General features: G+C 38.0%; 11 protein-coding genes. 6 read left to right on the top strand and 5 right to left on the bottom strand.

The window, feature by feature from the left end; all coding sequences use genetic code 11:
- Positions 1–89 precede the first annotated feature (89 nt).
- Together ACP6PL_RS12435 and ACP6PL_RS12430 are read left to right on the top strand one after the other, a co-directional pair.
- Positions 90–2,552, top strand: a complete 2,463-nt coding sequence (locus ACP6PL_RS12435; protein ID WP_426545576.1) for a hypothetical protein — start codon at positions 90–92, stop codon at positions 2,550–2,552.
- Positions 2,553–2,923: 371 nt separating this feature from the next.
- Complete coding sequence (locus ACP6PL_RS12430; RefSeq protein ID WP_426545575.1) at positions 2,924–3,622, top strand: GNAT family N-acetyltransferase; 699 nt, start codon at positions 2,924–2,926, stop codon at positions 3,620–3,622.
- Between the two features lie 51 nt (positions 3,623–3,673).
- Here ACP6PL_RS12430 and ACP6PL_RS12425 read toward each other — a convergent pair whose 3' ends face one another.
- Both ACP6PL_RS12425 and ACP6PL_RS12420 read right to left on the bottom strand, forming a co-directional pair.
- A complete protein-coding gene (locus ACP6PL_RS12425; RefSeq protein ID WP_426545574.1) occupies positions 3,674–4,498 on the bottom strand; it encodes a sulfotransferase family protein in 825 nt (274 codons plus the stop codon).
- A 338-nt stretch (positions 4,499–4,836) separates the two neighbouring features.
- The gene (locus ACP6PL_RS12420; RefSeq protein ID WP_426545573.1) at positions 4,837–5,514 is read right to left on the bottom strand and encodes a glycoside hydrolase family 108 protein; all 678 of its coding nucleotides are present in this window, start codon (positions 5,512–5,514) and stop codon (positions 4,837–4,839) included.
- A 240-nt stretch (positions 5,515–5,754) separates the two neighbouring features.
- On the opposite strand from ACP6PL_RS12420, the gene ACP6PL_RS12415 reads away from it, so the two are divergent.
- Together ACP6PL_RS12415 and ACP6PL_RS12410 are read left to right on the top strand one after the other, a co-directional pair.
- A complete protein-coding gene (locus ACP6PL_RS12415; RefSeq protein WP_426545572.1) occupies positions 5,755–7,938 on the top strand; it encodes an O-linked N-acetylglucosamine transferase, SPINDLY family protein in 2,184 nt (727 codons plus the stop codon).
- Between the two features lie 819 nt (positions 7,939–8,757).
- On the top strand, positions 8,758–10,119 hold the full coding sequence (locus ACP6PL_RS12410; RefSeq protein ID WP_426545571.1) for an ion transporter: 1,362 nt from the start codon (positions 8,758–8,760) through the stop codon (positions 10,117–10,119).
- 1,269 nt (positions 10,120–11,388) lie between these two features.
- Here ACP6PL_RS12410 and ACP6PL_RS12405 read toward each other — a convergent pair.
- Entirely contained in the window at positions 11,389–11,532 is a 144-nt protein-coding gene (locus ACP6PL_RS12405; RefSeq protein WP_426545570.1) for a chlorophyll a/b-binding protein, read from the bottom strand.
- Between the two features lie 158 nt (positions 11,533–11,690).
- On the opposite strand from ACP6PL_RS12405, the gene ACP6PL_RS12400 reads away from it, so the two are divergent.
- Positions 11,691–12,455 (top strand): SDR family NAD(P)-dependent oxidoreductase, encoded by a 765-nt coding sequence (locus ACP6PL_RS12400; RefSeq protein ID WP_426545569.1) that lies wholly within the window; start codon positions 11,691–11,693, stop codon positions 12,453–12,455.
- Positions 12,456–12,865: 410 nt separating this feature from the next.
- Here ACP6PL_RS12400 and ACP6PL_RS12395 read toward each other — a convergent pair whose 3' ends face one another.
- Positions 12,866–13,522 (bottom strand): HEAT repeat domain-containing protein, encoded by a 657-nt coding sequence (locus ACP6PL_RS12395; RefSeq protein WP_426545568.1) that lies wholly within the window; start codon positions 13,520–13,522, stop codon positions 12,866–12,868.
- Between the two features lie 556 nt (positions 13,523–14,078).
- Between ACP6PL_RS12395 and ACP6PL_RS12390 the strand changes: the two genes are divergently transcribed.
- Positions 14,079–14,678: a MiaE family protein gene (locus tag ACP6PL_RS12390; RefSeq protein ID WP_426545567.1), complete on the top strand. Its 600-nt coding sequence runs from the start codon at positions 14,079–14,081 to the stop codon at positions 14,676–14,678.
- 147 nt (positions 14,679–14,825) lie between these two features.
- On the opposite strand, the gene ACP6PL_RS12385 is transcribed toward ACP6PL_RS12390, so the two are convergent.
- Positions 14,826–14,975, bottom strand: coding sequence for a hypothetical protein (locus tag ACP6PL_RS12385; protein ID WP_426545566.1), 150 nt, complete (start codon positions 14,973–14,975; stop codon positions 14,826–14,828).
- Positions 14,976–15,077 lie beyond the last annotated feature (102 nt).

Below are 15,077 nucleotides of genomic sequence, written 5' to 3'. Positions count from 1 at the left end.
ATTTACTGATAATCAAAATATCTTGAGTAGATAAAAATTAAATACTCAACAAACGAATTTCAACATTTACTTTTTGAGGAGAAATCAAAATGACTCTGATAGTGGAAGACCCTGGTAATAATCTCACCCCCGAAAAGTTAAATTATATCAGTGTTTCCACGGAGGCAGAGCTGATCGATGCCCTAAATGAGGTAAATGATGCCTCCTCATCTGATACTTTCAACATCTTGCTGGAAAATAACATTACCCTGACCTCTGACTCGACGCGGACTTGGACACTTCCCCTGATTGAGACCAGTGCCAATGTCACCATTGCAGGGGACACCAATGGGAATGGGGAGCTGGATGATGACGATGCCAATGGTGTCCCTCTTACCCTCAGTGGAAATGGGACTAATGGCATCTTTTTCCAGAAGTCCGGCACCCTAAACCTGAAGAACCTAACCCTAGCGAATGGTCTGGCTCAGGGAGAAGATGGTGGGGGTGGGGGTGCCGGTATGGGGGGTGCCCTGTTTATGTATGACGGAACCACCACCGTAGATAATGTCATCTTTCAGAACAACCGGGCAATAGGTGGAACAGGCACCTACCCGGGCAACGATGGGCGTGTTGGCGGTGGCATCGGACTGAATATTGATGGTGCAGATGGTGCTGAGGGTTTAGCTGCAGAAGGTTCTGCTTCCGCTAGCCCTGGAGAGGACGGCAACTTCGGCGGGGATGGCGGCCAGGGAGGTGATGGTGGAAGCAAGAATGATGGTGGGTATGGCGGCGATGGGGGTTTCGGTGGGGGTGGTGGCTCCGGAGGTACCTCAAAGGATTTTAGCCACGGCGGTGATGGCGGTTTTGGTGGGGGTGGTGGTAACGACAGGTCAAAGAAAGTTGGGTATGGTGGCGACGGTGGCTTTGGCGGTGGCTCTGGTGGGTCCTTCAGCTATGCCGGTTTTGGTGGTGGAATGCCCTCAAATAGTGCACAAGATATTGCTGGTGGTGGTGCAGGGATGGGGGGGGCTATTTTTGTCCGCAGCGGTAATCTAACCATTGACAACAGCACCTTTAGTAACAACATGGCCCAGAACGGTCAAGGGTCGAATTCCGGTGCGGACTCGGATGACGGTGATAGCTTTGGTGCGGCTATCTTCGCCATGACTCAAGAAGCCCTTGATCAGCATGAAGGCAGTGACCAGGGGTTACCGACCGACTTGCCGAGTGTCGAAATTTCTAACACTGAGTTTTCTGGCAACTTTGTCAGGGTAATCAAGGGGGAGCTTGGGTTAGATATTGACAATGATATTTTTGGCAACCCGACCCTAACCAATACCACAAATAATGCTGAATCCCTTACAGTTACTCAAGAGAAAATTGCGGATGCTCCTACAACAAGGTTGATAGACCAGTCAGTCATAAATGAGATTGCTCGGCCTCAAGTGATAGCTCAAGGGGAAATAGCTGAGGAATTGGGCATAGTTGGCGAGCAATCCGTAGAACAGGACAACACAGACACCAACCTGATAGAGCAGATTCCAGATGGTGTGCTACCTGTTGAAGGCTCAACGAATTTGCCAGATAGTGGGATTCTAGTCGAGGACATTACCGTGAATGACCTGGCCTCTGTCACCCTCTCTGAGGAACAGCAGGATGTCATCAAAGCGGCTTTTGGCCTACCGACAAACCTTGACCTCAACAACTTTGATCCTATAGCAGAGGCTAATGAGGGGAACCAGGTTGGAATTGAGCTCCTAGCGGACTTGACTACTGCCCAAACGGTTGTTTCTCAATTGGGTGCTGCTTTGAGTGGAGCTATTCCCGATGAGGAACCCAGTGCCCTGGAAACCGTCGCAGCAGGAGAATTGATTGATTTTGTCGGGAACCGGGTAGATAATGGTATGACGGTCGATCTGGGTAACCCAAACCAGTTGGAAACTTTGCTGACAAATGTGGTTGATGCCGTTCCTACCTTTGATGATAACTTAGATGCTCAGGTTGTCTTGGATAATCAAGCTGCGGTGCTTGAGGTGATAAGTACAAGCGCTCAAAGCATTCAGGAAATCCCTGAGGCTGGTGCAACTGCGGAAAGTATCAGAAATCTATTGACCCTTCAAGATTTTACCCAGCTTGAGGTGACTAACGAGTTACAAGCTGCTGTAGCTGGGGAGATACCGATAGATGAGGTGGTTGCTAATACAATAGAAACAAGTTTAGACCCTTTGACTGGTGAAATATTTAATCCTAGAGAAAACATATTACTAGGAGAGACTCAAGGTCAACTTCTACCAGAAATTCCAGGTCAACTTCTACCAGAAATTCCAGGTCAAGGTCTAACAGAAATTCCAGGTCAACTTCTACCAGAAATTCCAGGTCAAGGTCTAACAGAAATTCCAGGTCTACCTCTAGGTCAAGAAATTAATTTTGATAACCAAGGAATTAATTCAGGAACACTAATTTTGGATAGTCCTATCTATCCCTCTGTCATTCCTACTAGCTTACCTGGAGAATTGTTCAGTAATTCGATCAACAATCTTGGTATTGATTCTTCTTTTGCTAGTCTCGATTGACATCCTGCCGACTTTACTCTGCAAGACAAGGCGGGATTCCCATCTATTCAAACAACCGAAGTTGATCAAACTCAAGGTGGGTAGACGACTCATTGCCGTTTGCATCCTTTTTAGGGGATGGCTGACGACGGCTCCTCCTCTGGTTTAATGTCTCGGACTGCCCGCCCGCGACTGCACCAAAAAGTGCTAATTGTAATAGCAGTTGAAGCAAAGGTTAGGACGCATCAAAAGTCTAAAACCCAGACAAAGCAAGATTTTTTTTTCTGCCTGTCAGATGTGCGTCTTACATTCTAAGGAGACCTCAGAATTACGCACTCGCTTCTGCCCTCAGCATAAATGCTTTTTGCTATAACTGATAACTGATAACTGAAATGACTGCTTCTACTCCACTGGTTTTGCATCAAGGCCGTTCCCTCATCCTGCGGCGGACTCTGCCGGAGGATGCCCCATTGTTATTTGAACAAATGTATAACAATCCAGAGTTTATGCGACTGTTCCGACTCAATGATCGAGTCGAGACTCAAGCACAGCTAACCGAAAGACTAACCAGAGATCTCAAGATAGACCCGGCCAAGAGTCGCTATTTGGAGCTATTAATGATTCATCAAACCCAAGGCCCAATCGGTATGGTATCCCTAGTGGCTTATTCATCGTTGCACCGTAGAGCCGAGTTATTGCTAGGACTATTTAACGATGTTCATCGCGGTCATATTTATGGCCCGGAGGGGTCTCTCCTCGTTACCGATCTAGCCTTCAACCAATATAATCTGCATCGCCTGTATGCCTATGTCTATCAATATAATCAGGCTCCGCAGAAGATCCTACCTGCTGTTGGGTTTACCTTAGAAGGGGTCTTGCGGGAACATATCTTCGATCTGACCAGCCAAACCTTTGTGGATTTGCATCTTTATGGTATGACCCTCACCGAGTTTCGAGAGAATAAACTAATTGCGAGATTGTCTAAGCGTTTTGTCGGGCGGGATATTACTCAGCCCCCGCCCATTGCAACTCAAGCAAAATCTGAGAAACCTGTATTTGTCCAATCTGGACAAATTAAATTAAGGAATTAGAATCTTAACTCTGAAACTTTTGTACCTTATTTTATTCTCATTTCTCATCCTTTATTTTTTACCAGGGTAGAAGGTTTCATAGAACCAGGGAAAGGTCTGTCGCAGCATAGCTTCAAAACGTTGGGGAATAACATAAGGTTGTGGTAACCGGATCTCCGAATAGGTTTGGTGAGGATACTTAAACCGATAGTAGCTATCGCTTTCACGAGGCATAATGTGAATATCTTTCGGATCGAAGGAGATCGGTGTTAAGCCTAACCATTGCCAGATGCCTTGCATGACTTCAAGAGGATCGCTGACAAGATGCTCAAAGACTACATAGTACAAATGTTGTTGCAAGGAATCATCCAAGTCCTGTACCGCCTCAATTGCCCGCAGGGAACTGCCAACCACTCCCTTCTCAGCAAATAGCTGTTTGGCTCGATCAGCTTTGGATAAGGCAGCAAGATGATCGGGAAAATCCAGAAGGAGAGTTTTCTGGTGCTGGGCTTCGATCGAGCCATAGATTTGCCCCAACTCCCGCACACACACCAGCATACGACATTGGGGATCGAGGAGATGTAGCGTGTCCAACTGGCCGATCCAGCCTTGGTTTTTGTCCACCACCCAACTCTTCTCGGTTTCGATAAACCACCCCGCCATCAACCCCCGAAATGCCTGGAGTAGACGTTGATAGGTGCGGTCAAAATCTGTGTCTAATTGGGCTAGTAAAAGGTTACTGTCGCTAAGATTTTGTCGCAACCCGACAAGGATTTGACAAAGTGGAGAACTGTAGCCCGTACTATAAATTTCGGGATGGTGTCCCAGAAGTTGACAGAGTAGGGTGGAGCCTGCTCGTGGTAACCCTGTTACATAAATAACTTGTTTATCTAGCATGGAAAATCAATAAGTCCTGTTACTGCATTTAACCAATAGATGATATGTCAAGTATTTTCTTCTGGTATTATGCAAATCCTAAAAATTTCTCTTTTTTATCAAATATATTTAAGTATTTAGTTAGCTTGTAGTCAACTTTTAGCATTAAGGGAATAGATATAATTTTTTAGATAGGGATTTATATTTTCATAATTCTTGCTCATTACAACTCTAAAAACAATTAGTTAATTGCTGATCACCCAGTTCCTCTCTAAAAACAATTAGCTAATTGCCGATCACCCAGTTCCTCTGTAAGAGTCTGGCTGACTGCTGTTTGCGTAGAATTTCCCAGGAAATACTTACTTATCTTTTAGCTTTTCCACATAACCCCACAAACTATAATCACGAGCTAACCAACCATGAAAAAAAGCCATCTGACTTGCATCTTCTTGTACCCTTTTATAACGATAAATAATCCTTTCATTAATCATTTGCAGTGCAGTATTTCGATTATTACCTTCTGCTAATGCTTCTTTGGTTTTAGTATCAAATATACCTGTTTGTGGTAGTCCTAAAGCTTGTTGCAGAAAAGTTACCGAGTTATTAATACCAAAATTAACAGCAGTATCAAACATAACTACGGCAAGAGCGGGGTGCATAGTAGCTGACCTACTATTATCCCAATAACCTTGATAGATTTCCATCAATTCAGCATCAGACATTTGCGTAACATCTAATGGTGGTAAACCCCTTCGCCGTCGATAAGCATTATATACACTTTGTAAAATTCCTTTATAAGTTCTACCACCTTTATCTGCTGGATGATTACTAAATCCACCTTCAAAATATAGAGTAAAAGATAGAGCAGTTTCAAATAATTTTTCTTCGTAGTTTTTTTCAGTTCTTGCTTGGGCAGGAATTTTATTACTAATACTAATAGATATCCCCATTGCCAAAATTAATGAAATAATTGTCAGAATTATTTGGGGTTTAAATTTTGTTTTTGGTTGGAGTAGATTCAATTTTTGCCAAATCATTGAAATATTCGTTATTTGTAAGCATTTAGCCGTTAACTATCAGCTAATAAATGATAAAAAAGTTTTGGTTTATAGTATTGCTCTAGCAACATGAAATATCTATCTTAGGACTAGAGCAAAACTACGCAGCTCTAATTATAACTATTCAAATGGACATCATATAACATATATCCTGTAAATTCTACTGAGCTACCAAATATGATAAATTTTAAACTTTAATTACCACAAAAAGTCGTTCAAATGAATACTCACTCAAGTTTTTCCAGCTCACAAACTCCAAATTTTGAGGCTTTGACACAACAGGCTGAACTTTACTATGCTCAAGGACAATTATCAGAAGCGATCGCTTGTTGTCGTCAGGCTTTAAGTTTACAACCTAATTGGGCTCCTACTTACGTCACCCTGGCAAATATTCTTCAGGCCCAGGGTCAAATCTCTGAAGCAATTAGTCTATATTATCAAGCCATAGAGTTTAATCCTGATTTATCCCAGGCTCATGTTAATTTGGGCAGTATGTTTTATCGCCAGGGAAAACTAGAAGAGGCGATCGGTTGTTACCGGAAGGCTATTCAATTACAACCAGAGATGGCCGCTGCTTATTGGAATTTGGCCAAAGTTTGGCAGCGGTTGGGCAAGTCAGATGAAGCAATCGCCTCCCAGCAAAAAGCATTAGAATTAAATCCTAGTTTGGGTGGAGTAGAGTTTAATTTAAGCCAAGGATATAGATTAGCTGAAGAGGGTAAATTAGAGGAAGCTATTGTTTTTTGGCAAGCAGCTATTAAACTTAAGCCTGATTTAGCAGAAGCCTATGGTCAAATTGGAATTAGTTTGAGAAATAAAGGTAAGTTTTCTGAAGCTATTCAAAATCTGAAAAAAGCCATTGAAATTAAACCTGAATATGCCACAGCTCATCAACATTTATGTGGCATTCTTAGAGATGGTAATAATTATAAAGTTGCTAGAGAAGCAGTCAATAAATATAGTCAAGAATGTAGGGAAGCAGATCCGATTATGACTGCCATATATATGATTAGTACATATCAAGTATCTGGCTTAAATGAAATTGCTAAAGATAGATTTTTTGAGCTGGAGACTAAACTTAGAGAAGATATAAATATTGTCAAAAAATTAGTGGAACTAAAATCTTTATATGGTAATTTTTTATTCAGCGTTCCTTACTTAAGAGATAATATTGAAGCTAACTCTTATCTCTATAAATTAGTATCTGAAACTTATACTCAACTTGCTCTCAAACCTAAGTCTAATCATCATCAAAAATTGGGAAATTTTGAGTTTAGTCAAAGTCGAAAATTAAAAGTTGGATTTATATCCAGTCACTTTTGCAGACATTCTGTAGGTTGGTGCAGTCTTGATCTAATTCGGGAGTTAGGAAATCTCAACACAGAAACATATTTATATTCAACTGAACGTTTAAAAGTAGACGACCAAACTCATAAATTTAGTCAAGCTACTACTAAACTATATTCACCAAAAAAATATCCTCAAGGAATAGCGGATGTCAGAGAAATTATTAGTGAAATTCAGCAAGACAAAATAGATATATTAATAGATTTAGATTCTCTAAGTTTACCAATTAATACAGATATTCTCTATCATCAACCAGCACCTATTTCTATATCTTGGTTAGGGTTTGATGCTCCTTACATATCTTCAGATAATTATTTTCTCTGTGACTCCCACACTCACCCCCAAGATAGAGATAAATACTATGTAGAAAAATTGGTGAGAATGCCAGATTCATTTGTGGCAATTTCTGGTTTTCAAAGAATAGAAAAAAGTCAAGCTAATTTAAGAAGATCCCAGAGAATAGATTTAGATCAAATAGTTTATCTGTGTTTAGCACCAGGTAGGAAATTTAACCGAGATTTAGTTAATGCGCAAGTTGCTATTTTGAAACAAGTACCTAATAGTATCTTAGTTCATAAAGGATTAGGAGATGTAGCAGTATTTCAAGCTGCTTATCATCAAGCTTGTAAAGCTGAGGATGTGAGTATTCATCGGATTAAATTTATAAATAGGTTTTCTACAGAAGAAGAACATAGAACTATTTACTCTTTAGCAGATATTTTACTTGATTCTTATCCTTATAATGGTGGTACTCATACTTTAGAAGCTTTATGGTTTAACTTGCCAGTTGTTACCCATACTGGAGAACAATTTTTATCTAGAATGGGTTATTCTTTTTTACAAAGTTTAGATATTAAGTTAGGCGTATCATGGTCATGGCAAGAATATATTGATTGGGGTGTAAAATTAGGTCAAAATCTTAACTTACGGCAGGAATATATTAATAGGTTAGTTAAGTCTAAGGATTCAGAAAGTTTAGCACCTTTGTGGAACCCAAAAAAATTGGCTCAAGATATGTATACTATGATCGAAAAATTATTAATTAATCACCAATAAATAAGTTTTTAACTTTCCTTTTTCAAGGAAATAAAAAAGCATATTTATGATTTTAACCTACTCTATTATATCAGTAAATTTTACCTGAATAAACCATTAGTTTTTATAATTGGTATTACAAGAGGTACTGAGAACTATATACGGTTTAGTTAAGGATTTTTTTTGCAGTTTTAATAAGTATTAACAGAGATTGGGAGTAACTAAAATAGAAGAGCATTAATACTTCAAGGGATTAAAATCTGGTAGATAGATAGGTGAAAATGTATATATGTTCCTAGATTTTTAACTAACATAAGTTAGTCTTAATTTCTTCCTCCCTATTACCTATCTATTTTTGATTTTATATTTCCTGATAAATTCAATCTCTAATCTGAAGAGCTACTCTAATTGTTCAATAGCATAGGAGTTTTGGTCTTATAGCAATTTTATAAAATATTGCTACAGTCACGACATGAGTAACAGGCAAAGAAAAACATCATAAAAAAATAGGAAAAAAGTTTTATTTTTATAATTTATGGAATTTATATTTTTTTGATTGTAGCAATAGATCACAAATTAAGATGTAACTGCATAAGAATTAATTTCTTATTATACCAAGCATGATAAATGTTTGTTATAAATAGTAAAAATAAGCAAGGAAGAAGAAGTAAATAAAAAAAAAGAGGGGTAAATGATAGAGAAAAATTTCTAGAATGAATTAGATATGCTATTTTTAAACATCTCTGATAGAGATACAGCTTTTTGTAGCATTCTTTTTGAAAAGTGGTATTATCTGAACTGTATTGACTGATAACTGATAACTGATAACTAATAACTGAAGTGAAAATACCTATATTTTATCCCGATAGCAGAGTAGTTAGATTATGGGAAGTATTAATTGTATCTATTACTATTTATAATGCTTTTCTTGTACCATTCAGAATTGCTTTTCTAGAAAGATTTAATGGCATCTGGATTGTATTAGATTTAATCGGAGACAGTATTCTAATTACTGATATATTTCTTCGATTTCGTCTTGGTTACTTTGAGCATGGAGAATATGTTGAAGACCCAAAAAGGATAGCCCAAAATTATCGAACTGGACTTTTCAGGAGACATTTAATAGTGAGTTTTCCTGGAGATTTAATTACACGAATTTTATTTCCAAATTCATTATTTATTATTGCCTTTTTGAGATTAACTCGTTTATTACGCTTACCTCAATTTTATCGAATTTTTAACAAGTGGGAAACTAATATTCATATTAATCCCACCTTGATTAGAATGTTTAAATTAGTAATAGTAATTATTTTAATTACTCATTGGGTAGCTTGTGTCTGGTTTATGATTGGTAGTTGGGAATCTACTACCGGAAATTCTTGGTTAAATTCTAATTCATTGGAATCAGCGAACAGAAGAACTCAATATATAAACTCTCTGTATTGGGCTATTACAACTCTTACTACTGTTGGATATGGAGATATTACCCCCACTACTGAAATTGAAATAATATTTACTCTAATAGTTATGTTTTTAGGGATATCTATGTATGCTTATATTATTGGTAATGTATCTTCATTAATTTCTAACTTAGATGCTGTAAAAGCTAGATATCGAGAAAAGTTAGGGCAAATTCAAACCTATATGCGAGAAAATAAAATAACTCCTAAACTACAAGAAAAAATTAGAGACTACTATCAATATAGATGGCTAGAAAATCGAGATATTAGAGATTATCATATACTAGATGAATTACCAGCTCCTTTAAGGATGAGATTAGCACTAGAACTGCACAAAGAAGTAATTGAAAAAGTTCCAATTTTTCAAAGTGCAACTCCCAATTTTGTAGGGGAAATAGTAATGGCATTAAAACCAGAAATACTACCGCCTCAAGAATATATAATTCGTGAAGGTAAATGGGGTCATGAAATGTATTTTATTAGGCGTGGCTCGGTGAAAGCTTTTTCAGAAAAAACTGGTATTACATATAGAATTATGGAAGCAGGTACATTCTTTGGAGAAATTGCTCTTTTATATGAAAAACGACGTACTGCATCTGTTCAAACATTAAGTTACTGTGAGTTATTTGTCCTAGAGAAAGATGACTTTAAAAAAGTATTAGACCATTATCCAGATTTTGCAGATCATGTTCAGAAAATAGCACAAGAACGTTATGAGGGTGAAAATAATGAAAAAAAATAATGCCCATAAAAATCTAGTAGGGTGGTTGAATAGCTAAAATCTAAGTTGTCAAAGGTATAGCAATCCTAGTTTAGGTTTTGAGCAATTAACAATTAACAATTACCACCTCTAAAAAAAAGGGGATTTACACTTAAGAATTTTTTTTTGATTTTATCCCCTTAAAAGGCTATCCCTTATAAGGAACTCCTAAAACTATTTTCTGATAGGGAGATGGGGGGATGGGGAGATGGGTGGAGAAAAACCTCTAATTAAATAGGTTTACTCTCCTGAAATCTGCATTAAATAGCAAATACATAACTTCTCTATGCGTGTCAAATTTTATGTTAAGAAAGATATTTATAAAGCATAGCTTAAAAGGGGAGGCTTTAAACCTGAATTGTTTAATTATTAATTATCAACTATTAATTATTCGGTAATATTTTGGTGGCAGTTAGGAGTCATGAGTGATAATTTTCAAGGTTTTCAGCTCAAATTAACTATTATTAAAACTGTGACGACCAATGTACGGATTGCTATATTTAAAAATCTGTCTTAACGCACTATATTAGATATTTGTATCCAATCTGCTCCTATATTTAGATAGTAATACCAGAAACTCTTGGAGAAATATCTAAAATAGAAGCAGCATTAAACAACTGAATCAACTTAAAAAATCAAGAGTTAGAGGAGTTAGATAAATGAGAAGTATTTATAGATAACATCAAAGGAGAAATTATTTTAGCCGAACAAGAAGGTCGAGAATAAGGATTGAAAAATGATAAAAAAAAGACAAAAAGATGAGTGATAACAAGGAAAATTTTAGCAATTATTCAAATAAATATTGCATCTTATTCAGGAAATATTTGAAGAAATTTTACGATAAATACAAACACAAATTAAACAGTTATCTTTAGCAAAATTATGCATTTTAGTCGAAGAAATATTTGGAATGAAAACTATTGATAATTGATTAGTGGGACTTACAAAACTTTTAACCCCAAATATAACCTAAAGTCTTTCTGTAAGAGGCAAATACGTCACGATTAAAATACGTCACGATTATTAGTTTCTCTCATCTTCAGAAAGCTTTGACGTAAAATCCTTATTGAACAAGCATTATAGTCTAATTTTACTCATTAACTTGTGTAAGTCCCACTAAGAACTTTGACCTCAAAAATCGACACGCGCAGTGGTGAAAACTATGACTCAGGTCAATGTGGTTCTTCACGCCGGTTTTTGTAAGCCAACCCTGCCAGACAGAGATTGGTGGCAGGGTTGGCTACTGTCTAACTACATCAAACCCAACTGAGACAGAATTCCCTGGCCAGTCAGCAATTCGGTCGCGAGACCAATGACGAAGCCGAGCATAGCTAGGCGACCGTTCCAGGTTTCTGCAAATTGGGTGAAGCCGAGCTTGGTGTCTTGGTTGTCCATGATCTTAAGTCCTCTACTGATAATCAGTTCTCTGGCACCTCTCGGTGCTAAATGTTAATATTTGTTACTACTATTATAAACAATTATTACAATAACTTGACTTAGAGACAAAAATTTTTTGAACCTGCCCAAGGTTCTGCTGGAGGAAAAACAAAAAGATGAAATCTACGATCAATCAAGGTAATGCCTTAATTGTTGGGGCAAATAGAGGTATTGGGCTCGGTTTTGTGAGGAAACTGGCACAAGAACCTAAATTTACTCAGATTTACGCCACCTACCGCTGCCGGGAGTCGGCGACTGAGTTATTGGCCAAGGCCGGCGAAGCTCCAGAGAGAATCTGCTGTCTGGAAGTGGACGTGACGGATGAAGGGCAGATAGCCCAAACTGCTGCCTACATCAAGCAAAAAGTAGGCAAATTGCATCTGGTTGTCAACTGCGCCGGCGTTCTCCACGAAGGGAGTCTACAACCGGAAAAAAGCTTGAAACACATCAATCCAGAGCTTTTGCTGCGCTACTTTCAGGTCAACAGTATTAGTTCCCTCCTACTAGCCAAACATCTCTTACCCTTATTTCGCCACGGCGAGAAAAGCATTCTAGCGGCTATTTCTGCCAAGCTCGGCAGCATTGGCGATAACCAACTCGGAGGATGGTACGGCTATCGCGCCTCAAAAGCCGCACTGAATATGTTGATGCGGAATGTCGCCATTGAGTATCATCGCACTAGCCCTCGAACGATTGTGGTCATGTTACACCCAGGCACGACTGATACGCGTCTCTCCGAACCTTTTCAAAAAAACGTACCGGCGGAAAAATTGTTTTCGGTAGAGCACACTGTCACCCAATTGCTGGAAGTAATAGAAAATCTTGAACAAGCTGATAGCGGGCAGTTTTTCTCCTGGGATGGAAGCCATTTACCTTGGTAAGCAAAAGTCAAGTCGCTTCCCTCCAATTCCAAATAATCCAATTCAAATCTCCCAACCTGCTTCATGCTATATCTCTAGTGACTTGGAGTGCAGTGGCACTAACCTTTACTTTGTTTTTGGCGCTTTTCTAAGCTGACAGAAAAGTCGTTAAAATTAGCGCAACTACGGGCTAAGTGCTCCTTAATGCTTTTTTTACGAGTGTCCGGTGTTATGGGTGGAGTCAGTGGAGTTATTGCAGTTGCTGAGGCTTCAGGTTGGAAACCAGGAAAACGACCCTAGAAATTCAGATTGCTTGTTAGGGTTAAGTGTTCCATAATGCGCTTTTTGCGCTCGTTAGTTGCCATGATTTGCCCTTAGAATTTCAAGTTTTCTGATTAATATGGGTGAAAAATTACTTTAATATACGGTGATCAAATCATTCCTTCTAGAGTTGCGCCTACAACTCTATGATCTGTATCTTGTCGTAATTCTGCTAATATCGCTTTAGCTTTATCATCCTCAAAAGATCCTAAAACTCTGGCAACTTGCACTCTAATTGCTACTGTTTCAGCAGTCGATAGCTCAAAAAGTAGATCTACTGCTTCTGGCTCATAGGGCGTTTTCCTTAATTTTCCTAAACAACTAATAGCTGCCAATTTGACCACTAAGTCCTCTCCTTGCAATCCCCACTTAGAAAGCTGTAGGAGAAGATCAGGAGAACCGATTTCATAAAAAACGGCAAAGATGCTCTGTCTTACTAACCAATGAGGTTCACTTCTAAAAAGTTCTACCAGATGGGGAGTTGCTTTTTCTCCATAATTAGCCAGAGAATTAGCAGCTTCAGCTTTAACATTGGGATCTCCATCGTTCTCAATCAAATCGAGCAGGCTTTGGAAACCTTCATTAGTACGCTTATAACCTAAACCCATTGCCACAAAGGAACGAATCACAAACTCTTTGTCATACATTCTCTGCTTGAGTAAAGGGACAACCACAGAGGGAGTGTGATTTCTTAACTCAACGATCGCTTTCATGCGATTTTGAGGGTTGGGACTATCAAGAAACGCTTTGATCTGACTCAGTTCCATAATTTGGGCTCATAACTTTACATTTCTTAACTATAGTTTATATCTATTTACAAAATTCTGGTTGTAGTAATTTTACTACCCACATTCGGCAGATTGTAAGCCATCCCTGTTTCCTGTTCCCTGTTCTGTGAATTTATCCCCTAAGCAGTGCGTTAACCATGAACCTATCCCACTATTCTTAAAACCCTTATATGTAGCAGCCAGCAATAATAAAGTCCCGGACTAGCAATAAGAAACTTTTTCGGCCAGGATCAATTGCAACTAGATTAACGTTTGACCCATAATTAATTGCAACTGAGCAATGATTGTTATTGCTGGTCCCTACAAATAACTCTTGCGGACAAATTTTACTTTCGGTAAAAGTTAGTCTGATATGATATTAAATCCCCTAGCTATCGGGAACTGATTAAAAAATTTAGAACTTGCTCAATGCGAACAAGTAATTGATCTTCACAAAAGATTACTTTAAAAAAGTATTAGAAAATTATTTATACCTGACATTTCATGCTAGAAAAATAGCAACATCAACTTATGAAAAGTAAAATTAGGAATAACTATGCAATTATCAAAAACACCAACAATTAAATATATAAAAGAACCTACCTCCCAAGCTTGGGTTGAACAAGCGATCGCCAATCTAGACATTATATTATTAGACCATTCCCACTGCGAAAGGAAAGCAGCAGGGGTAGCTTTAAATCTAATGTTTCGCTATCCTTCTAATGCTAAAATGATCAAAATGTTAACAGCTATTGCCCGTGAAGAACTAGAACATTTTGAACAAGTAAATCAGTGGTTAGAACGTCGTAATATTCCTTTAGCTCCCCTAAATGCTCCTCCTTATGGAGGAGCTTTAAATAGTCAAGTTAGGCGAAATGAACCAGAAAGAATGTTGGATTTATTATTAGTTTACTGTTTAATTGAAGCTCGCAGTCACGAACGTTTAGGTTTGCTAGCTGATTATTGTCCCGAACCAGAGTTAGCAAAATTTTATCGTAGTTTAATGGCATCTGAAGCCAGACATTATGGAGTATATTGGATTTTATCTACAACTTATTTTGAACAAAAAATTGTGGATAAAAGATTAGAAGAATTAGCAATATTTGAGAGTGAGATACTGAGTAATTTACATCCAGAACCTCGGATTCATAGTTAATTAATAATGGATAATTAATAATGGATAATTGATAACTGTATTCCCTATTTCCTGAAAATGAAAAAATATTAGCTAGTCCTGTATATGTAGTGATATTTATAAGTAGGGTTTGCTAATGAAATATCAAAGCATTGACAGATAAAAGTTTTAGGCTTTTTCACCACTTAAAAAGTACCAGATTTTAGCCTGATAAGGCCAAAAAAGTGAGTATCTTGGGTTTGGTAGGGACACCCAAGTTAAGAGATAATTTTTCCTTTGTAACTCTTCTACAACCCCTAATTTGTCTTGAGTTTTCACTACTCCTTACTCCCTGTCTTAGCAAAAATACTTTTGAGCGCAAGCCCTAATTCATTAATTGATAATTGATAATGGATAATTGATAATTACCTCTGGTTAAAA

The sequence above is a fragment of the Dapis purpurea BLCC-M126 genome (assembly GCF_050015975.1).
Classification (GTDB): domain Bacteria; phylum Cyanobacteriota; class Cyanobacteriia; order Cyanobacteriales; family Microcoleaceae; genus Trichodesmium.
The sequence above is the reverse complement of the archived record's forward strand: the minus strand, read 5'-3'. Positions and strand labels throughout refer to the sequence as shown.